At 58.2% G+C, this 20,548-nt stretch carries 22 protein-coding genes; 18 read left to right on the forward strand and 4 right to left on the reverse strand.

Features of this window, described 5'->3' with window-relative positions:
* The first annotated feature begins 378 nt into the window (after positions 1 to 378).
* Positions 379 to 1,332, forward strand: a complete 954-nt coding sequence (locus tag OWK27_RS19665; protein ID WP_252005136.1) for a nickel/cobalt transporter — start codon at positions 379 to 381, stop codon at positions 1,330 to 1,332.
* Positions 1,333 to 1,365: 33 nt separating this feature from the next.
* Here the strand turns inward: OWK27_RS19665 and proP are convergent, their stop codons facing one another.
* On the reverse strand, positions 1,366 to 2,868 hold the full coding sequence (proP, locus tag OWK27_RS19670) for a glycine betaine/L-proline transporter ProP (RefSeq protein ID WP_148422140.1): 1,503 nt from the start codon (positions 2,866 to 2,868) through the stop codon (positions 1,366 to 1,368).
* 649 nt (positions 2,869 to 3,517) lie between these two features.
* Between proP and kdgT the strand changes: the two genes are divergently transcribed.
* A complete protein-coding gene (gene kdgT / locus OWK27_RS19675) occupies positions 3,518 to 4,510 on the forward strand; it encodes a 2-keto-3-deoxygluconate transporter (protein WP_148422285.1) in 993 nt (330 codons plus the stop codon).
* Between the two features lie 34 nt (positions 4,511 to 4,544).
* On the opposite strand, the gene OWK27_RS19680 is transcribed toward kdgT, so the two are convergent.
* On the reverse strand, positions 4,545 to 5,423 hold the full coding sequence (locus OWK27_RS19680; RefSeq protein ID WP_267591034.1) for a diguanylate cyclase regulator RdcB family protein: 879 nt from the start codon (positions 5,421 to 5,423) through the stop codon (positions 4,545 to 4,547).
* Complete coding sequence (crfC, locus tag OWK27_RS19685) at positions 5,420 to 7,774, reverse strand: clamp-binding protein CrfC (protein ID WP_267591035.1); 2,355 nt, start codon at positions 7,772 to 7,774, stop codon at positions 5,420 to 5,422. Before crfC ends, OWK27_RS19680 begins: the two co-directional genes overlap by 4 nt.
* A gap of 587 nt (positions 7,775 to 8,361) precedes the next feature.
* Here crfC and OWK27_RS19690 point away from each other — a divergent pair.
* The 16 genes from OWK27_RS19690 (at position 8,362) to phnP (ending at position 20,176) form a co-directional block, all read left to right on the forward strand.
* Positions 8,362 to 8,697, forward strand: coding sequence for a zinc ribbon domain-containing protein YjdM (locus OWK27_RS19690; RefSeq protein ID WP_267591036.1), 336 nt, complete (start codon positions 8,362 to 8,364; stop codon positions 8,695 to 8,697).
* A gap of 80 nt (positions 8,698 to 8,777) precedes the next feature.
* Entirely contained in the window at positions 8,778 to 9,230 is a 453-nt protein-coding gene (yjdN, locus tag OWK27_RS19695) for a VOC family metalloprotein YjdN (protein WP_148422147.1), read from the forward strand.
* Between the two features lie 164 nt (positions 9,231 to 9,394).
* Positions 9,395 to 10,183 (forward strand): phosphonate ABC transporter ATP-binding protein, encoded by a 789-nt coding sequence (gene phnC, locus OWK27_RS19700; protein ID WP_267591037.1) that lies wholly within the window; start codon positions 9,395 to 9,397, stop codon positions 10,181 to 10,183.
* Between the two features lie 23 nt (positions 10,184 to 10,206).
* Positions 10,207 to 11,223, forward strand: a complete 1,017-nt coding sequence (phnD, locus tag OWK27_RS19705) for a phosphonate ABC transporter substrate-binding protein (RefSeq protein WP_176678667.1) — start codon at positions 10,207 to 10,209, stop codon at positions 11,221 to 11,223.
* A 126-nt stretch (positions 11,224 to 11,349) separates the two neighbouring features.
* Positions 11,350 to 12,129, forward strand: a complete 780-nt coding sequence (gene phnE / locus OWK27_RS19710; protein ID WP_032646912.1) for a phosphonate ABC transporter, permease protein PhnE — start codon at positions 11,350 to 11,352, stop codon at positions 12,127 to 12,129.
* A 20-nt stretch (positions 12,130 to 12,149) separates the two neighbouring features.
* Positions 12,150 to 12,875, forward strand: coding sequence for a phosphonate metabolism transcriptional regulator PhnF (phnF, locus tag OWK27_RS19715; protein ID WP_176608932.1), 726 nt, complete (start codon positions 12,150 to 12,152; stop codon positions 12,873 to 12,875).
* Complete coding sequence (gene phnG / locus OWK27_RS19720; RefSeq protein ID WP_148422152.1) at positions 12,876 to 13,328, forward strand: phosphonate C-P lyase system protein PhnG; 453 nt, start codon at positions 12,876 to 12,878, stop codon at positions 13,326 to 13,328. It begins immediately after the preceding gene.
* Entirely contained in the window at positions 13,325 to 13,909 is a 585-nt protein-coding gene (gene phnH, locus OWK27_RS19725; protein ID WP_176608934.1) for a phosphonate C-P lyase system protein PhnH, read from the forward strand. The genes phnG and phnH overlap by 4 nt, the downstream gene beginning before the upstream one ends.
* Positions 13,909 to 14,973 carry a carbon-phosphorus lyase complex subunit PhnI gene (locus OWK27_RS19730; protein ID WP_267591038.1) on the forward strand — a complete coding sequence of 355 codons (1,065 nt, stop codon included), beginning with the start codon at positions 13,909 to 13,911 and terminating at the stop codon, positions 14,971 to 14,973. Before phnH ends, OWK27_RS19730 begins: the two co-directional genes overlap by 1 nt.
* Complete coding sequence (gene phnJ, locus OWK27_RS19735) at positions 14,966 to 15,811, forward strand: alpha-D-ribose 1-methylphosphonate 5-phosphate C-P-lyase PhnJ (protein WP_267591039.1); 846 nt, start codon at positions 14,966 to 14,968, stop codon at positions 15,809 to 15,811. Before OWK27_RS19730 ends, phnJ begins: the two co-directional genes overlap by 8 nt.
* Positions 15,808 to 16,563 (forward strand): phosphonate C-P lyase system protein PhnK, encoded by a 756-nt coding sequence (phnK, locus tag OWK27_RS19740; protein ID WP_267591040.1) that lies wholly within the window; start codon positions 15,808 to 15,810, stop codon positions 16,561 to 16,563. The genes phnJ and phnK overlap by 4 nt, the downstream gene beginning before the upstream one ends.
* Positions 16,564 to 16,619: 56 nt before the next feature.
* Positions 16,620 to 17,300 (forward strand): phosphonate C-P lyase system protein PhnL, encoded by a 681-nt coding sequence (phnL, locus tag OWK27_RS19745; protein WP_267591069.1) that lies wholly within the window; start codon positions 16,620 to 16,622, stop codon positions 17,298 to 17,300.
* Complete coding sequence (phnM, locus tag OWK27_RS19750; protein WP_148422160.1) at positions 17,297 to 18,433, forward strand: alpha-D-ribose 1-methylphosphonate 5-triphosphate diphosphatase; 1,137 nt, start codon at positions 17,297 to 17,299, stop codon at positions 18,431 to 18,433. The genes phnL and phnM overlap by 4 nt, the downstream gene beginning before the upstream one ends.
* Complete coding sequence (phnN, locus tag OWK27_RS19755; protein ID WP_267591041.1) at positions 18,430 to 18,981, forward strand: ribose 1,5-bisphosphokinase; 552 nt, start codon at positions 18,430 to 18,432, stop codon at positions 18,979 to 18,981. The genes phnM and phnN overlap by 4 nt, the downstream gene beginning before the upstream one ends.
* Positions 18,974 to 19,408, forward strand: a complete 435-nt coding sequence (phnO, locus tag OWK27_RS19760) for an aminoalkylphosphonate N-acetyltransferase (protein WP_148422165.1) — start codon at positions 18,974 to 18,976, stop codon at positions 19,406 to 19,408. The genes phnN and phnO overlap by 8 nt, the downstream gene beginning before the upstream one ends.
* A gap of 9 nt (positions 19,409 to 19,417) precedes the next feature.
* Positions 19,418 to 20,176 carry a phosphonate metabolism protein PhnP gene (phnP, locus tag OWK27_RS19765; protein ID WP_267591042.1) on the forward strand — a complete coding sequence of 253 codons (759 nt, stop codon included), beginning with the start codon at positions 19,418 to 19,420 and terminating at the stop codon, positions 20,174 to 20,176.
* A 40-nt stretch (positions 20,177 to 20,216) separates the two neighbouring features.
* On the opposite strand, the gene yjdP is transcribed toward phnP, so the two are convergent.
* Positions 20,217 to 20,540 carry a DDRRRQL repeat protein YjdP gene (gene yjdP, locus OWK27_RS19770; protein ID WP_148422169.1) on the reverse strand — a complete coding sequence of 108 codons (324 nt, stop codon included), beginning with the start codon at positions 20,538 to 20,540 and terminating at the stop codon, positions 20,217 to 20,219.
* Positions 20,541 to 20,548 lie beyond the last annotated feature (8 nt).

Consider the following 20,548-nt stretch of genomic DNA (forward strand, 5'->3'; position numbering starts at 1 on the left):
ACAGATTGTCTGATAAATTGTTAAAGAGCAGTGCAACGCGGCTTTCGCTCACCGTTGCGAGGTGGCGTATATTACGCTTTCCTCTTTCAGAGTCAACCCGTTATTTCAGGATTTTTTCTCTTCAACCGACCGGGTTGTTTGTGAAGTGATTCACATCCGCCGTGTCGATGGAGGCGCATTATAGGGAGTTCCCGAGCGACCGCAACAGAAAAGTTGCAAAAAAATGACTGACTGCTGTATTCCCCAGCAAAACCCCGCCTTATACCCTTTTACGCACAGAGTTATCCACAATTCATCGACGATCCCTGTGCGATCCAACGAATTGAAAGCGAAGATCCACTATACTAGCGGCAAATAATTCCCTCGCAGGTCAACCTTATGACGACACAACGTCTTCATCGTGACTGGCGCATCCCTGCAGCCGGACTCACCGTGCTGGTGTTACTCATTGCAGGTTTTGCCCTTCACGCGCACTGGAATGCTTTTCTCCAGTGGTGCCTGGCTGCCCAGATCGCCCTGCACCGTTATCTGGTGATGTATCTGTTGCAGCTTAATAACCACCAGTACAGCGGTGGGCTATGGCTGGTAACCGGCGCTTTCTTTTATGGCGTACTCCATGCCATTGGGCCAGGGCACGGCAAATTTATCGTCGCTACGTATCTCACCACCAATAAAGAGAGCCAGCTCGCGGCGCGCGTCGTACCGTTTATCGGTAGCCTGATGCAGGGCGTCAGCGCGATCTTCTTTGTCTTTATCCTGGCGGTGGGCTTAAACCTCGCATCCGGGGATATCAGCACCAGCCGGTGGTACGTCGAGAAAATCAGCGCCGTACTGATTGCCGCCTTCGGGGCGTTTATCATTTATCAGGCCTTCAAAAGCCTGCGCCCGCGCAAATTGACGATTAACACGCTCACGCCGCTTCACCAGCACGATGAGCATTGCGGCTGCGGCCATCACGGCGTGGGGGTAGATCTCGCAAAAAGCGACTGGAAAACCCGTCTGGGAGTAGTGCTGGCAATTGGCGCGCGCCCGTGCAGTGGCGCAATCATGATTCTGATGTTTTCGAATGCGCTTGGCATCATCAGCTGGGGCATTGCTGCGGTAATGACGATGTCGCTGGGCACGGCGCTGTCGATTATGGGCCTGTCGCTGGCGGTACGTTACGCCCGTGAACGCACAGTGGCCTGGTTTGGCGGCGGATCTTCCCTGAGCGGGATGGTTCCGCTGGTCAAAATTGCCGGCGGGATTGTTCTTATCCTCTTCGCGACCGTCCTGTTCCTGACGGTAATCCCCGTCAGCGCCGGCGGCGACTACATTGCCGCAGGATGCTAATAAAAGAAAACCCGCCAGCGGCGGGTTTTTTTATTACTCGTTGATTCGCGGATGCTGGTCAACAAGGCGAGAGCGTTTTTTCTGAAGCTCTTCAATCTCTGCGTCAATATCTTCAATCTTCTGCTCTACATTATCGTAGTGCTCACGCAGGATCTCTTTCGCTTCCTGAATATCGGACGCCGCGGGCGTTGCCCCTTTCAGCGGACGGTTCGCCGTCTCCTTCATGGTAATACCGGTAATCAGGCCGACCACCGCAATGACCATCAGGTAATAGGCAGGCATCATCAAATTCTGCGTGCTCTCCACCAGTGAAGCGGCAAGCGTCGGCGTCAGGCCCGCAATCAGAACGGAGATGTTAAAGGCTGCCGCCAGCGCACTGTAGCGAATATGCGTCGGGAACATTGCCGGCAACGTAGAAGCCATCACCCCGATAAAGCAGTTCAGGATCACCGCCAGCATCAGCAGACCGGCGAAAATCAGCCCCAGCACATTACTGTTAATCAGGATAAACGCCGGAATAGCCAGCGCGAACAGCGCGACGCTGCCGAGAATGATGAATGGTTTACGGCCAAAGCGGTCGCTCAGCAGACCCATAATCGGCTGCACAAACAGCATACCCACCATGATGGCGATAATAATCAGCACACCGTGGTCTTCCGAGTAGTGCAGGTTATGCGACAGGTAGCTCGGCATGTAGGTCAGCAGCATGTAATAGGTGACGTTGGTGGAGATCACCAGGCCAATACAGGTCAGCAGGCTGCGCCAGTGTTTGGTTGCAATCTCCTTGAACGACACTTTCGGGCCATCCTGCAACCCTTCGCGGTCGCCCTGCTCCAGTTTTTCTACGTGCTGCTGGAATGCAGGCGTCTCTTCCAGCGCGTGGCGCAGGTAAAGACCGATGATGCCCAGCGGCAGCGCCAGGAAGAACGGGATACGCCAGCCCCAGCTGAGGAAATTCTCTTCCCCGACCACGGTTGAGATCAGCACCACGACCCCCGCGCCCATGACGAACCCGGCAATCGAGCCAAAGTCCAGCCAGCTGCCCATAAAGCCGCGTTTACGGTCCGGAGAATACTCGGCGACAAAAATCGACGCGCCGGTATATTCGCCGCCAACGGAGAAGCCCTGTGCCATCTTACAGATCAACAGCAGAATCGGCGCCCATATGCCAATCGTGGCGTAGGAGGGAATAAGGCCGATACAGAATGTACTTATCGACATAATGACGATGGTAATAGCCAGGATCTTCTGGCGACCATATTTATCACCCAGCATGCCGAAGAAAAGGCCACCGAGAGGGCGAATAAGGAAGGGAACAGAGAACGTACCCAGCGCGGCAATCATCTGCAGGCTGGGATCGGCACCAGGGAAGAACACTTTACCAAGCGCGTAGGCAACAAAGCCGTAGACGCCAAAATCGAACCACTCCATCGCATTACCGAGCGAGGCCGCCGTAATCGCTTTGCGCAGCTTAGCGTCATCAATAATGGTGACATCGCGCAGCGTGATGGGTTTAACCTTTTTCCTTCTAAGCATAGCTTTCCTCGTAGACTCAGCCCCGTCCGTTTCACAGCGTATTTAGCACTCTGTGAACCAGGGATCCGCTCCATGCGAATCTCCTTATTCAAGCGTAGCAGGTTTACTTACATTGACGTTTTACGTCGATACAACCGAACCTGTTGACGCCTGTCTGGGCAGTTAATGACCTTTTTACCCTACCAGCGTTTATATATGTGATCAACTTCACATATATTTTTCGCGTTCGTAAACTGGCTTCAGCTTTTGTCAATTCCCGAGAATTAAGGTCATTCGCAATCTCCTTCCCGAAGAGATCTTCACGGGCGTTATTATTCCTTTCAAAACCAAAAGCAATCACATTTCTTCACATCGAATTTACACAAAATTTAATAATTAACAGCGGGAAACGCGGTTTACATTGAATATGTGACGAAGATAACTAAAACACTGTTTTATTTTCATTGAATCGCAATTCCAAAGATCGCATCATAAATCCGAACACGATTTCTCAACGGCTTTCAAGCGAAGTCTGCATAAAAGCCAGTATTTCGCTTTACAGCATAAGTGACCAATTAACTGGCCTGTCCATAAGCCAATTAGTTGAATTTATTGAGCTATTTTTTTAAAGCTTTCCGCCAGCCAAGCGGGCGAGATGTGAGGGTTAATGATGAAGATTAAAGCAACAATAGAACGCATCCCTGGTGGGATGATGCTGGTCCCGCTGGTACTTGGTGCGATATTAAATACGCTGGCTCCGAACACCGGCGCTTATTTTGGTGGTTTTACAAAAGGAATGATTACCGGAACGGTACCGATTCTGGCCGTCTGGTTCTTTTGCATCGGCGCGTCTATTAACTTACGTGCAACAGGTACGGTATTACGTAAATCGGGGACGCTGGTTATTACTAAAATAGCGGTCGCCTGGGTTGTTGCCATGGTCTGCGCGATGTTCATTCCGGAGAATGGGATCCAGACCGGATTCTTCGCCGGGTTATCCGTTCTGGCGATTGTCTCAGCGATGGATATGACCAACGGCGGTCTGTATGCCAGCCTGATGAATCAATACGGCACCAAAGAAGAGTCCGGCGCGTTCGTGCTGATGTCCCTGGAGTCGGGTCCGTTGATGACCATGCTGATCCTGGGCTCTGCGGGCCTCGCCTCCTTTGAACCTCACCACTTTGTCGGCGCAATTCTGCCATTCCTGATCGGCTTCGCGCTGGGTAACCTCGATCACGATCTGCGCGATTTCTTCAGCAAAGCTACGCCGGTGCTGATCCCATTCTTCGGTTTCGCGCTGGGCAATACCATCAACCTGAACGTGATCCTGGAAACCGGCCTGCTGGGCATTGTGCTGGGCGTGGCAGTTATCATCATCACGGGTATTCCGCTGATTATTGCAGACCGCGTAATCGGGGGAGGCAACGGAACGGCAGGCGTGGCCGCCTCGTCAGCAGCGGGCGCAGCGGTAGCCAACCCGGTGATTATTGCCCAGATTAACCCGGCCTTCGAACCGGTTGCGGCCTCCGCCACAGCTCTGGTTGCCGCCAGCGTGATTGTGACCGCAATTCTGGTGCCTATCATCACGGCGCTGTACGCCAGACGCTTTGGACAGGTTCCGGAGACTCAGGCTGAGCCAAAAGCGGTAGAAATGCACCACTGATCCTGTCGCCCCCTCTTCCCAACGAGGGGGCATCTCACGCGCCAAAAATCTCCTCCACCATGCCATCTACCAGCCGTTTTGCCGAACAGAGCCTCGGCATACCCAACGCAACCGTCTGCCAGCTCTGCGTCACCGACCAGCACAGCGGGTGGTTATCCGCCTGACACCAGTCCCCCAGCCAGCCCAGCATGTCTTTATAATCCGTCAGATCGGGAGAAGCGGGCGTCGTCAGCCATTGATGATAAAAATGGCGGGTCGTGGGAGAGGCATTAATCCCCTGCGCCAGATAGTTAGCCGCCATGCTGCGCAGGTTATCCTTAAGCATTGCCGCCACATCGTGATTTGCCAGGCGGCAGGCATCGCCAAAGGCGCCCCAGCGCAGCTCCTCCAGGACAATATAGCAGCGGCCAGCCAGCGACCAGCCGTCATACTGCCCGGCCCGCCAGCGGGTAAAGATTTGCTCGCTGTGCTCCCCTGCCTGAACCATCAGGCCGCGCTGGGCAAGCGCTTTCTCTTTATAGGCGGCACGCTGGCTGAAATGAGCGGAGAGCGCCTCGTACTGCTGTAACACTCCGGGAGACTGAGGAAGGCGTGGATTAGCCTGCTGGCGCAGGGCTACCAGCCTGTCGGTCATACGGGTCAGCGCCAGGTGCCCGGGATCGAGCATACCGGCCAGCTTCTCCGCCAGCCCCATCCGTAATGCTGCATTTTCGTTGAGCATTCCCGCCATGGCCCACGCCCGCAGCCGGGCGTGCATAATGATTTCCTGCGTCAAACGCTCACGAAACTGCAGCTGCTGTGGCCCGGAGAGGGAATGACGCGCAGCATCCACCCCCTGCACCAGATCGACCATAAATTTGGGATGAATACACTCCAGCGTCCGCCCGGGACCGTCCAGTAGCCGTGTTGTCATGGTTGCTCTGCCGCGAATAAGGTTTGAATATCATCGCGTAACAGTCGGGTATCTTCCTGAATCCACGCCGCTGTGGTCATACTTTGCTTCAGCTGCTGGCTAAGCGCCCGGGTTGAACGCTCATTTTGCTGCCGCACGGCAAGGCTATCACGCAAGCTTTCCTGTAAACCGGTCAGGCATAACGAAAATTCCGCAAAGAACGTTGCCATACCCGCCGTAACAGAAACATCGACCTGCGCAGCCAAAGCTTTACGGATTTGATCGCAAAAGCGATCGGTATGCTGCGTAAAGTTGTCACGAAGCTGAGCGATGTTGATGACGTATCGTGTGCGGGTCACCACATATTCCTCCCAGCCCCAGGACGGATTATTGAGCCAGCGCGAGACGGTCTCCCGCATGCTGCCCGTCCCTGAAGGCCGATCGGCTGGAGGGGTGTCCCGCACAATGGCATCATTAAACAGCCCGCGCGTATTGAAATTAAGCTGGTTCGCCTGAAACGCCGGAAAGCTGATCCGCGCCCGAAAACCGGCATGGCTGAGCTGTTCTTTAATTCGCGTCTCGATGGGGCGTATGGCCTCGTTCAGCGAGCGGGCCAGCGTGGACTCCAGCTGATCGAAGCGTAGCGCCAGCTCCCGGCTAATCCTGCTCTGCGCATCCAGCACGATCGGTTCGCATGACGATCTGATCTTATTCAGCAAAATCTGCGCCTGTCCTTCATCTTCAAGCACCAGCTGCTGGATCCCGTCCGCGTCGTCTGCATGCGTGCAGGCTGACTCTCGTCCTGCTAAATCAAGAAGATAAGGACGGCTAAAAATGTCGCCTAGCGCCTGCCGAAGCTCTTCTTTCTGGCGAAGCAGGAACGCATCCGCTGCGTTGAGGGCTTCTTCGACTTCATGCTGCACCTCATCGCTTACCGCGCTCTGCCGCTGCCTGAGCATCGCCATATCCTCTTCCAGACGGGCAATATTCAGCTCCAGTTCGTCAAAGGCAACGGTCAGCCCCTGATGGCGAAAGTCCAGGTACTCTCGGGCGTTTTGCGCGTAATTGAGCAGCTTATGCGAAGCCGAACGCAGCGCGAACAGCGAGGCGTTGGCGTAAGCCGCGTAAATCAGCCTGCGGATCGGTTGCTCAAACAGCGAATCTTCCCACAGCAGATCTGCCGCGTGGCGAATATGATCGATATCGTCCAGATCCGCCGTTCGCCAGCGTCGGCCCAGCGCGGCCTCGGCAAAATCCTGTACCCAGCGCTGATCCTGATGATCGGGAAGCCGCCCGTGGGCGTTTATCTCATAGCGGGCGCGGTTCGCCAGATAGGCCCACATGGATGAAACGGGGTAAATCTGCCCAGGCGAAATATTCCCCTTCATCAGCGTGCCGGAGATCATCGCCCGCACCTGCTCAGCATCATCGCTGTTACGATCTTTCTGATCGAACTTATTAACCAGGGCATAAAGCGGCACGGATTTTCCCGCCGCCGAAACCGCCTGACGAACCTCTGCATCCGAAATGGATTTGAGCTGGGTATAGTCCATTACCGCCAGCACGGCGGAGGCGCGCGCCAGCTGCTCACTGAGCATTTTTTGCAGATGCGGCTGACCGGCCTCGTTCGGCCCCGGCGTGTCGAGCAGCGTCAGCTGGCCAAGGTGCGCATCCAGTCCGGCGAGGTGCACAAACTCCACCTCAATCACCGGAATATTTTCAATCGCCGCATACTCGGAAAACGGAAACTCCACGCCCAGCGCCTGGGAAAGGCGCACCAGATCGTTCAGGCTTTTCAGGCAGTGAAAGATAGGCTCTGCGCCCAGATGATGTTTTTCAAACGCCTCGCCTTTTTCGATGCGCGCCAGCAGCGTGTTCATGTCCTTGTCTATTTCCAGACGCCGCGCCAGCTTGCCGCGATCTTTATCGGACAATTTTTTCTGCAGCTGAGAAATCAGGATATCAATGGGCGAAACGTGCAAAAAATGGAGAACCGGCTCCTTCTGGCCCGGCGTATGGCGGATTAGCGTGGGAAGCGCCGTCATCGGACGATTGCGATTGGGCAGCACCTCGGTGCCCACAATGGCATTGATGGTGGTCGATTTCCCCGCTTTCATGGTGCCAACAATCGCCAGCACCATTTCGAGGCGGGTTATTTTGCGTAATTCATTATTCAGCATCGCCTGCTGTGCATCGACGCCACGCGCGCTGAAATGTAATGGCAAAACGTTGTTATTAATGCCGCTCATCGCAGCGGCTGTACTATCCAGCTTAGCTATCGGTATTGATTTTAATGAAGCAAGATTGTTCAGCGCGAGCTGCAACAAACGTTCGGCTTCCTGGCTTAATTCAAATATGGTCTGTGTGTGCATGATAAAAGCCTTTCCTTAACGCAAATTTATTACTTTTATTAAGCCACTTTTTTTAATTATGCTTTTCAGGCTTATATGACCACGTATGGAAAACATGTTCATTTAATACAACGTACTGAAGGCAATGGAAATTTAATTCCCATTGTTGTAACGCGTGTAAAGCATCCCCTGGCCAGAAAGCCAAAAGCGAATAGACAGAGCTCATTTTCAGAAAACTTCAGGATATATCACCGTTATTTACCCACCAAAAAAGAGAGGTATTCCCCGTCACCAAAAGGTGTATAGGTTAAGAGAAGATGGATAAATAACGGCTTGTGGCTTCACCTTATCCGAAATGACACAGCGTAGCAATTTGCTGTAATAAAATATTCGATATCGTTAGCATCATTACCATCGCTGCCGTTAGGGGCTTAAGCTTCCCTTAAATGACTGACGATACCTCTCACCCGGCAGCATTGATACGCTATTTTTATAAGATAATATCACCGACAAAAGTGGGGATTTGCGCTATACTCGCTGCCTTTTTCGGCATCCTGCCGTCATTTGCTGGCATTTTCCAGCGTGTTAACACTTTTGAGGATACCAACATGCAACTTCCACACTGCCCGAAATGCAATTCTGAATACACCTATGAAGACAATGGCATGTTCATTTGCCCGGAATGCGCCCATGAATGGAATGATGCGGAGCCTGCACCGGACAGCGATACGCTGATTGCGAAAGACGCAAACGGCAACCTGCTGGCAGACGGCGACAGCGTTACCGTAGTAAAAGATCTGAAGGTTAAAGGCAGTTCTTCCATGCTGAAGATTGGTACCAAGGTGAAAAACATCCGTCTGGTGGAAGGCGATCATAATATCGACTGCAAAATTGACGGCTTTGGTCCTATGAAGCTGAAATCTGAATTTGTGAAAAAGAACTGATTTACCCGCCCGGTCGCGCTTCGCTCACCGGGCTGACGGGTACTACACTTAACGGGCTTCTCTTACCTGAGGTAATGATTATGCCCTTAAGTCCCTACGTCTCCTTCGCCGGCAACTGTGCAGAAGCCACCGCCTTCTATCAGCAGGCCGTCGGCGCAGAACTTCTCTATAAAATCACCTTCGGTGAAATGCCAAAAGACGAAAACAGCGATGAAGGCTGTCCGTCGGGCATGAACTTCCCGGACTCCGCCATCGCCCACTCTAACGTTCGCATTGCCGGCAGCGATATCATGATGAGCGACGGGCTGCCGCCGGGCAGCAGCGCGCAGTATGCCGGATTCACGCTGGTGCTCGACACCCAGGACGTGTCGGAAGGCAAACGCTGGTTCGACAACCTCGCCGATGGCGGCACTATCGAAATGGCCTGGCAGGAAACCTTCTGGGCGCACGGATTCGGCACAGTGACCGACAAATACGGCGTACCGTGGATGATTAACGTCGTTAAGCAACAGCAACCGTCCCAGGCCGGATAAGCGCTGCGCATCCGGCAACCGCGCCCGGTGACGCCTGGCTCACCGGGCCTGGCGTGGCTGTCATCAAACTCCGCACAACTCTTCAAATTCCCGCAACCAACACTTAACCCAAATGTCACATTGATGCGCCAGCATGAGGCCACATTTATCGTGAGGCCCAGCACATGCAAACTGTCATCCGCGTCGAGAAACTGAGCAAGACCTTCAATCACAACAGGGCGCTGCATGCCGTTGATCTGACCGTCCAGCAGGGCGAAATGGTAGCGCTGCTGGGGCCGTCTGGTTCAGGTAAATCCACCCTTCTGCGCCACTTAAGCGGCCTCATCACCGGTGATAAAACGCCGGAAAGCCACGTTGAGCTGCTGGGTAACACCGTACAGCGCGCGGGCCGCCTGGCGAGCGATATCCGTAAAAGCCGCGCCCGCACGGGCTGCATCTTCCAGCAGTTCAACCTGGTATACCGCCTGACGGTGCTGGAGAACGTGCTGATTGGCGCGCTCGGCAGCACCCCGTTCTGGCGCACCTGCCTGCGCTGGTTCTCCCCGTCCCAGAAGCAAGACGCCTTACGGGCGCTGACCCGCGTCGGCATGGCCCATTTCGCCCACCAGCGTGTTTCTACCCTGTCCGGTGGGCAACAGCAGCGCGTGGCCATTGCCCGCGCCCTGATGCAGAAAGCGAAAATCATTCTGGCCGATGAGCCTATCGCCTCGCTGGATCCGGAATCGGCCCGCATCGTGATGGAAACCCTGAGCGACATCAACAAGCACGACGGCATCACCGTGGTGGTAACGCTGCATCAGGTGGATTACGCCCTGCGCTACTGCGAGCGGATCGTTGCCCTGCGTCAGGGGCATGTCTTCTTCGATGGCGCCAGCCACCAGTTTGATAACGAACGTTTTGATCGTCTCTACCGCAGCGTAAACCGCGTCGAAGAGCGCGCGCAGGCTGCTTAACGTCCGCATAACGAGGAATGGAAATGAACTACAAAGCCGTTGCCGCGCTGGCCTTTACCAGCATGTTCAGCATCAGCACCCTGCTAAGCCCGGCGTACGCCGAGGAACAGGAAAAAGCGCTGAACTTCGGCATCATTTCGACGGAATCACAGCAAAACCTGAAGCCGCAGTGGGAACCGTTCCTGAAGGACATGGAAACCAAACTGGGGATCAAAGTGAATGCCTTCTTCGCCCCGGACTACGCGGGCATTATCCAGGGGATGCGCTTCAATAAAGTGGATATCGCCTGGTACGGCAACCTCTCCGCCATGGAAGCGGTGGACCGCGCCAACGGTCAGGTTTTTGCCCAGACCGTTGCGGCAGATGGCTCCCCGGGCTACTGGAGCGTGCTGATCGTTAACAAAGACAGCCCGATCAACAACCTCAGCGACATGATCGCCAAACGCAAAGCGCTGACGTTTGGTAACGGCGACCCGAACTCGACGTCTGGCTTCCTCGTGCCTGGCTACTATGTCTTCGCGAAAAACAACATCTCCGCCAGCGATTTCAAACGCACGGTGAACGCCGGGCACGAAACCAACGCGCTGGCCGTGGCGAACGGGCAGGTGGACGTCGCCACCAACAACACCGAAAACCTCGACAAGCTGAAGACCTCCGCGCCGGACAAGCTGAAGGCGCTGAAGGTCATCTGGAAATCACCGCTGATCCCCGGCGACCCGATCGTGTGGCGCAAAAATCTCTCCGAAGGCACCAAGGACAAGGTCTACGACTTCTTCATGAACTACGGCAAAACGCCGGAAGAGAAAGGGGTTCTGGAGCGTCTGGGCTGGGCACCGTTCCGTGCCTCAAGCGATCTGCAGCTGGTCCCGATTCGCCAGCTGGCGCTGTTTAAACAGATGCAGGGCGTGAAGGATAACGCGGGTCTGAAGGAAGAGGAGAAGACCAGCAAAGTGTCGGAAATTAAGGCGCAGCTGGAAGATCTCGACCGTCTGACCGCCGCGCTGAGCGCCATGACCAGCGTGAATAAAGCGGTGCAGTAACGTTTTTCTACCCCTCACCCTAACCCTCTCCCCATAGGGGAGAGGGGACTGCCCGGTGCGGTCTTTTCCCCCTCGCCCCTTTGGGGAGAGGGTCGGGGTGAGGGGACATAAACCAACGGAGTTATCATGCAAACCATCACTCTCCCACCGCCAAAACGCAGCTGGTTCTCGCTCATAAGCTGGGCCATTCTGCTGGCGGTGCTCGTTATCTCCTGGAAGGGGGCGGAGATGGATCCGCTGCTGCTCTTCAAGGATTCCGGCAACATGGCCACCTTCGCCGCCGACTTCTTCCCGCCGGACTTCAGCCAGTGGCAGGACTACCTCGGTGAAATGGCGATCACGCTGCAAATCGCCGTCTGGGGCACCGCCCTCGCCGTGATCCTCTCCATTCCGTTTGGCCTGATGAGCGCCGAAAACATCGTGCCGTGGTGGGTATACCAGCCCATGCGCCGCCTGATGGACGCCTGCCGCGCCATCAACGAAATGGTCTTTGCGATGCTGTTCGTGGTGGCCGTCGGCCTCGGTCCGTTCGCGGGCGTGATGGCGCTGTTCATCCACACCACCGGCGTGCTTTCCAAGCTGCTCTCGGAAGCGGTCGAAGCCATCGAGCCTGGCCCGGTGGAAGGCATCCGCGCGACCGGAGCGAACAAAATCGAAGAGATCCTCTACGGCGTGCTGCCGCAGGTCATGCCGCTGCTCATCTCATACTCTCTGTACCGCTTTGAGTCCAACGTCCGCTCCGCCACCGTTGTCGGCATGGTCGGCGCAGGCGGGATTGGCGTCACCCTGTGGGAAGCGATTCGCGGTTTCCAGTTCCAGCAAACCTGTGCGCTGATGGTGCTTATCATCGTCACCGTCAGCCTGCTGGATTTCCTTTCTCAACGTTTGCGTAAGCACTTCATCTGAGAAGCGAGGCTTTGTTTTATATGCACTTATCCAGACATCCGACCAGTTACCCCACCCGCTGGCAAGAGATTGCGGCAAAGCTCGAAGTGGAGCTGCGCACGCACTACCGCTGCGGTGACTACCTGCCCGCCGAGCAGCAGCTTGCCGACCGCTACGAGGTCAATCGTCATACCCTGCGCCGCGCCATCGACCAGCTGGTGGAGCGCGGCTGGGTGCAGCGTCGCCAGGGCGTGGGCGTGCTGGTGCTGATGCGCCCGTTCGACTATCCGCTCAATGCGCAGGCGCGCTTTAGCCAGAACCTGCTGGACCAGGGCAGCCATCCCACCAGCGAAAAGCTGCTCTCGGTACTGCGCCCGGCCTCCAGCCACGTAGCCGACGCGCTGGGGATCCAGGAGGGCGACAACGTCGTTCATCTGCGCACGTTGCGCCGGGTAAACGGCGTGGCGGTGTGCCAGATCGACCACTACTTCGCCGATCTCACCCTCTGGCCGGTGCTGCAACATTTTGCCAGCGGTTCCCTGCACGACTTCCTTCAGGACGCCACCGGCATTGCCCTCAAACGCACCCAGACGCGCATCAGCGCCCGCCGCGCGCAGGCGAAAGAGAGCAAGGTGCTGGAAATTCCCAACATGGCCCCGCTGCTCTGCGTGCGCACCCTCAACCACCGTGACGGCGACATCAACGCAACGGAATACTCCGTCAGCCTGACCCGCGCCGACATGATCGAATTTACCATGGAGCACTGAATGCACTTCGACACCGCCACCCGTCAGCGCTGGATGCGCGTGCTGGCCCACAGCCAGCCTGCCGCGCTGCACAGCCGCATGAAAGCGCTCGGCCTGACGCCGGACTACGACACCATTCGCGCGCCGGAAATTGGCCTGGTACAAATTCAGGCGCGCATGGGCGGCACCGGCGAGCGCTTCTTCGCCGGTGACGCCACCCTTACCCGCGCGGCAATCCGCCTGCACAGCGGCACGCTGGGTTACAGCTATGTGCTCGGCCGCGATAAACCGCACGCCGAGCGCTGCGCGGTAATCGACGCGCTTTTACAGGAACAGCCGCATTTTCAGACGTTAATGGAAACCCTTATTGCCCCGCTGGAAGCCGACCGCGCCGCACGCATTGCCGCGCGTCAGGCCGAGGTGAACACCAGCCGGGTCGACTTCTTTACGCTCGTTCGCGGAGATAACGCATGACGCTTCAACCTGCTTTTACCCTTGCCGTTCAGGATGCCCAACAGAGTTTCCGTCGTCTGCTGAAGGCCATGAGCGAGCCCGGGGTGATCGTTTCGCTGCACCAGCTTTCGCAGGGCTGGCTGCCGCTGAACCTCGCCTCCACCAGCGTGCTGCTGACCCTGGCCGACAACGACACCCCGGTGTGGCTGTCGGGCGCGTTACTGAACGATATCGCCAGCCAGAACCTGCGTTTTCACACCAGCGCACCGCTGGTCGATCGGCCCCAGCAGGCGGTCTTTGCCGTGGCCGACGAGCAAATCAGCCATGAGCAGCTGAATGCCCTGAGCGAAGGCAGTGCCGTCGCCCCTGAAACCAGCGCCACGCTGATTTTGCAGGTCTCCAGCCTGAGCGGCGGGCGCATGCTGCGCCTGACCGGTGCAGGTATTGCCGACGAACGCATGGTCGCGCCACGTCTGCCGGAGTGCATTATTCACGAGCTGACCGAGCGCCCGCATCCGTTCCCGCTGGGCATTGACCTGATCCTGACCTGCGGCGAGCGCCTGCTGGCGATCCCGCGGACCACTCACGTGGAGGTGTGCTGATGTACGTAGCCGTCAAAGGAGGCGAGAAGGCGATCGCCGCCGCCCATGCGTTGCAGGAGCACAGACGACGGGGTGATGAACAGCTTCCCGAGCTCAGCGTCGCCCAGATTGAGCAGCAGCTAAACCTGGCCGTCGACCGGGTGATGACCGAAGGCGGCGTGGCCGACCGCGAGCTTGCAGCGCTGGCGCTGAAGCAGGCCAGCGGCGATAACGTCGAAGCCATCTTTCTGCTGCGCGCCTGGCGCACCACCGTTCCCCGCCTTGCGGTCAGCGAGCCGGTGAACACGGCGGAGATGCGCCTGGAGCGCCGCATTTCTGCCGTTTATAAAGATATTCCCGGCGGCCAGCTGCTTGGCCCGACTTATGACTATACCCATCGCCTGCTGGACTTCACCCTGCTGGCGAACGGCGAAGCCCCAACGCTCAGCACGTCAGACGCCGGGCAGGAACCATCTCCGCACGTCTTCAGCCTGCTGGCAAACCAGGGGCTGGCGAAGGCGGAAGAAGATACGGGCGCACAGCCCGACGACATCACCCGCACGCCGCCGGTTTACCCCTGCTCGCGCTCGTCCCGCCTGCAGCAGCTGATGCGCGGCGACGAAGGCTACCTGCTGGCGCTCGCCTACTCTACCCAGCGCGGCTACGGGCGCAACCACCCGTTCGCGGCGGAGATCCGCAGCGGCTATATCGACGTTGAAATCGTGCCGGAAGAGCTGGGTTTTGCGGTGAACGTCGGCGAACTGCTGATGACCGAGTGCGAAATGGTCAACGGCTTTGTCGCGCCAGAAAATGAAGATCCGCATTTTACCCGCGGCTACGGCCTGGTGTTTGGCTTCGGCGAACGCAAGGCGATGGCAATGGCGCTGGTTGACCGCGCCCTGCAGGCGCCGGACTACGGCGAACCTGTCTCCGGCCCGGCGCAGGACGAGGAGTTCGTGCTGGCCCACGCGGATAACGTCGAGGCCGCGGGCTTTGTCTCGCACCTCAAGCTGCCGCACTACGTCGATTTCCAGGCCGAACTGGAACTGCTGAAACGCCTGCAACGGGAGCGCGCCAATGGCTAACTTAAGCGGCTACAACTTTGCCTATCTGGATGAGCAAACCAAACGCATGATCCGCCGCGCCATCTTAAAAGCGGTCGCGATCCCCGGCTACCAGGTGCCGTTCGGCGGCCGTGAAATGCCGATGCCCTACGGCTGGGGGACGGGCGGCATCCAGCTTACCGCCAGCGTCATTGGCGAGGCGGACGTGCTGAAGGTCATCGACCAGGGCGCGGACGACACCACCAACGCCGTATCGATTCGCAACTTCTTTAAGCGCGTAACGGGGGTGAACACCACCGAAAAAACCGAAGACGCGACGCTGATCCAGACCCGGCACCGCATCCCGGAGACCCCGCTGACGGAAGATCAGATTTTGATTTACCAGGTGCCGATCCCGGAGCCGCTGCGCTTTATCGAGCCGCGCGAAACCGAAACCCGCACCATGCACGCGCTGGAGGAGTACGGGATCATGCAGGTCAAGCTCTATGAAGATATCGCCCGCTTCGGCCACATCGCCACCACCTACGCCTATCCGGTGAAGGTGAACGGTCGCTACGTGATGGACCCGTCGCCGATCCCGAAATTCGATAACCCGAAGATGGACATGATGCCCGCCCTGCAGCTCTTTGGCGCCGGGCGCGAAAAACGCATCTACGCCGTCCCGCCCTGGACGCGCGTCGAAAGCCTGGATTTTGACGATCACCCGTTTACGGTGCAGGAGTGGGACGAGCCGTGCGCCATCTGCGGCTCGACGCACAGCTATCTGGATGAAGTGGTGCTGGACGACACGGGCAAACGGATGTTTGTCTGCTCCGACACCGATTACTGCCGCCAACAGAGCGAGGCGAACGCCCAATGAAACCGCTGCTTTCGGTTAATAACCTGACCCATCTTTATGCGCCGGGAAAAGGCTTCAGCGACGTGTCGTTTGAGCTGTGGCCGGGCGAAGTGCTGGGCATTGTCGGCGAGTCCGGCTCCGGCAAAACCACCCTGCTGAAGTCTGTCTCCGCGCGCCTGACGCCGCAGAACGGCGACATTTTGTATGAAGGCAGGTCGCTGTACGGCATGAGCGAAGCCGAGCGCCGCCGCCTGCTGCGCACCGAGTGGGGCGTGGTGCACCAGCACCCGATGGACGGCCTGCGCCGCCAGGTATCGGCGGGAGGCAACATCGGCGAACGGCTGATGGCCACCGGCGCGCGCCACTACGGCAGCATCCGCGCTACGGCGCAGCGCTGGCTTGAAGAGGTTGAGATCCCCGCCTCGCGCATCGACGACCTGCCCACCACCTTCTCCGGCGGCATGCAGCAGCGTTTACAGATCGCCCGCAACCTGGTCACTCATCCGAAGCTGGTGTTTATGGATGAGCCCACCGGTGGGCTGGACGTCTCGGTGCAGGCGCGCCTGCTCGACCTGCTGCGCGGTCTGGTGGTGGAGCTGAACCTTGCCGTGGTGATTGTCACCCACGATCTGGGCGTTGCGCGCCTGCTGGCGGACCGCCTGCTGGTGATGAAGCAGGGCCAGGTGGTGGAAAGTGGTCTAACCGACCGCGTGCTCGACGATCCACATCATCCGTATACCCAACTGCTGGTGTCATCTGTTTTGCAGAACTGATGCTCATTCGCCGGGTGGCGCTGCGCTTACCCGGCAAGTCGATTCGCGAGGCCAAAATGATTCACGTTGAAAATGTCAGTAAGACCTTTGTGCTCCATCAGCAAAACGGCGTGCGCCTGCCGGTGCTGCAAAACGCCTCCCTGGACGTCAGCAAGGGCGAATGCGTGGTGCTGCACGGCCACTCCGGCAGCGGCAAATCCACCCTGCTGCGCTCCCTGTACGCCAACTATCTGCCGGACGAAGGCCATATCCGCATACGCCATAACGAAGAGTGGGTCGATCTGGTGCAGGCCCCGGCGCGCAAGGTGCTGGAAGTGCGCCGCTCGACGATCGGCTGGGTCAGCCAGTTTCTGCGGGTGATCCCGCGGATCTCCGCCCTGGACGTAGTGATGCAGCCCCTGCTTGACCTCGGCGTGCCGCGGGAAACCTGCGTCGCCAAAGCGTCCAGCCTGCTCGCGCGCCTCAACGTGCCGGAGCGCCTGTGGCACCTCGCCCCGTCAACCTTTTCCGGCGGCGAGCAGCAGCGCGTGAACATCGCGCGCGGCTTTGTCGTCGACTACCCAATTTTACTGCTGGATGAACCTACCGCCTCACTCGACGGTAAAAACAGCGCAGCGGTGATGGAGCTGATCGAACAGGCCAAAGCGCGCGGGGCGGCGATCGTCGGGATCTTCCACGACGACGCCGTACGCAACCGCGTGGCGGACAGGCTGCATCCGATGGGGGCAAACGCATGATTATCAATAACGTCAGGCTGGTGCTGGAAAACGAGGTTGTGGAGGGTTCGGTCGACGTCCGGGACGGCGTCATCCGCTCGTTTGCCGAAACCCAGAGCCGCTCCCCCGAGGCGATGAACGGCGAAGGCGGCTGGCTGCTGCCGGGGCTGATCGAACTGCATACCGATAATCTCGATAAATTCTTCACACCACGCCCGAAGGTGGACTGGCCCGCCCATTCGGCGATGAGCAGCCACGACGCGCTGATGGTCGCCAGCGGCATCACTACCGTACTGGATGCGGTAGCGATTGGCGACGTGCGCGACGGCGGCGATCGCCTGGAAAATCTGGAGAAGATGATTAACGCCGTGGAAGAGACGCAAAAACGCGGCCTCAACCGCGCCGAGCACCGTCTGCACCTGCGCTGCGAATTGCCGCACCACACCACCCTGCCGCTGTTTGAAAAACTGGTTGGCCGCGATCCGGTCTCGCTGGTCTCCCTGATGGATCACTCGCCGGGGCAGCGCCAGTTCGCCAACATAGAGAAATATCGGGAATACTATCAGGGCAAATACGCCCTCAGCGATGCGGAGATGGCGCGCTACGAAGAGGAGCAGCTTCAGCTTGCGGCGCGGTGGTCGCAGCCGAACCGACTTTCGATTGCCGCAATGTGCCGTGACCGCAATATCGCGCTGGCCAGCCATGACGACGCCACGCACGACCACGTGCGTGAATCCCACCAGCTTGGCAGCGTCATAGCCGAATTTCCCACCACCTTCGAGGCGGCAGAAGCCTCGCGTAAGCACGGTATGAACGTGCTGATGGGCGCGCCGAACGTCGTGCGCGGCGGTTCGCACTCCGGCAACGTGGCGGCAAGTTCGCTCGCCTCCCTCGGCCTGCTGGATATCCTCTCTTCCGATTACTACCCCGCCAGCCTGCTGGATGCGGCCTTCCGCGTGGCGGACGACGAGGAGAACAGCTTCACCCTGCCGCAGGCGATTCGCCTGGTGACGAAAAACCCGGCCACCGCGCTTCACCTTCACGATCGCGGGGAAATCGCCGAAGGCAAGCGGGCCGATCTGGTGCTGGCCCACCGTAAGGGCGAACACGTACATATCGACCACGTCTGGCGTCAGGGAAAAAGGGTGTTTTGATGGGGAGATTAATCTGGCTAATGGGCCCGTCCGGCTCCGGTAAAGACAGCCTGCTGTCGGCGTTACGGCAGCGGGAACATTCACAGCTGCTGGTGGCGCACCGCTACATTACGCGCGCCGCCAACGCCGGAAGCGAGAACCATATCGCCCTGAGCGAGCAGGAGTTTTTTACCCGCGCCGGGCAAAACCTGCTGGCGCTCAGCTGGCACGCCAACGGCTTTTACTATGGCGTGGGCATTGAGATCGATCTCTGGCTGCACGCGGGGTTCGACGTGCTGGTTAACGGCTCGCGGGCGCATCTCCCGCAGGCTCGCGCCCGTTACGAAACGGCGCTGCTGCCGATCTGTTTACAGGTTTCTCCGGGCGTTCTGCGCAGCAGGCTGCAAAACCGGGGACGCGAGAACGCGCGCGAGATAGATGAGCGGCTGGCGCGCGCGGCGCGCTACGCCCCGTCCGGGTGTCACGTCCTCAATAACGACGGAAGTTTGCTACAGTCAGTCGAGACCTTTCTATCCCTTATCCGCCAGAAGGAGAGACAGCATGCCTGACTGCCAGCTTCGCCCCGCCTCGGCCGAGGATGCACAGAGCGTTTACGCCCTTATCTGCGAGCTTAAGCAGTGTGAATTCGATCGCCAGGCGTTTCACGCCGGATTTCTTGCCAACCTTCAGGATCACAATATGCGCTACCAGCTTGCCGAGCTGGACGGGCAGGTCATCGGCATGATCGGCCTGCACATGCAGTTTCACCTGCACCACGCCCGCTGGATCGGCGAGATCCAGGAGCTGGTCGTGATGCCGCAGGCGCGCGGGCTGAAGGTGGGCAGTCAGCTGCTCGCCTGGGCAGAAGATTTCGCGCGACAGGCCGGCGCCGAGCTGACCGAGCTCTCCACCAGCGTGAAGCGCGTGGACGCACATCGTTTTTACGTTCGTGAAGGATACACGCAAAGCCATTTCCGATTCACCAAACCGCTGTAGAGGTGCGCCATGAGTCTGACGATCGCGTTAACGGGTACCGGAGGCGCGCAGCTGGTGCCGGTTTTTGGCTGCGACTGCGCGGCGTGCCGCCGGGCGCGTTTGCAGGAGAATTATCGTCGTCGCCCCTGCAGCGCGGCCGTTAAGTTCAACGATGCGGTCACCTTGCTTGACGCGGGGATCCCGCACCTGATGGACGACTGGCCTGCGGGCAGCTTCCAGCAGTTTTTGCTTACCCATTATCATATGGATCACGTTCAGGGGCTGTTCCCCCTGCGCTGGGGCGTGGGCGCGACGATTCCGGTCTACGGGCCGCCTGACGACGCAGGCTGCGACGACCTGTTTAAACATCCTGGCCTACTGGATTTCAGCCACACGGTCGAGCCGTTTGTGACGTTTGAGCTACAGGGTCTGCGGGTCACGCCGCTGCCGCTCAACCATTCAAAGCTTACCTTTGGTTATCTGCTGGAGTCTGCCCACAGCCGGGTGGCGTGGCTTTCGGATACCGCCGGCCTGCCGGATAAAACGGTGAAGTTCCTGCTCAACAACCAGCCGCAGGCGATGATTATCGACTGTAGCCATGAACCGCGCCCACAGACGCCGCCCAACCATTGCGATTTAAACACCGTGATTGCGCTGAACGAGGTGATTGGCTGTCCGCAGGTGATCCTGACGCATATCAGCCATCAGTTTGACGTGTGGATGATGGATAACCCGCTGCCGGACGGCATCGAAGCGGGATATGACGGGATGGTACTGGTGCTGGATTAGGTTATCTCCCTCTCCCGCGGGAGAGGGCAACAGGCTGTCCTTACCACCGTTCGTAATCCTCTTCCAGCCTGCGTTCATCCTCTTCTAGCCGACGTCGGTCATCATCCAGCTGGCGCTGGCGTTCGTCCAGGCGGCGGCGCCTGTCTTCGAGCTGTCGGCGGCGATCGTCGTACTGCCGGCTGTCGGTTTGACGGCTGCGATCGTAACGATCGTCATCATCGTCATTACGGCTGCTGCCGGGGTTATAGGCGTCGTTGATCGCCTGCTGAATATTGCCAATGGCATCATCAATCACATCGGCATGCGCCAGCTGGCTGGTTAAAGTCAGCAGACCCCATAGCAGGGCGGTAGAGTAACGTTTCATAAGGCCAG

It is taken from the genome of Enterobacter cloacae complex sp. 2022EL-00788, from assembly GCF_026627565.1.
Classification (GTDB): domain Bacteria; phylum Pseudomonadota; class Gammaproteobacteria; order Enterobacterales; family Enterobacteriaceae; genus Enterobacter; species Enterobacter pasteurii.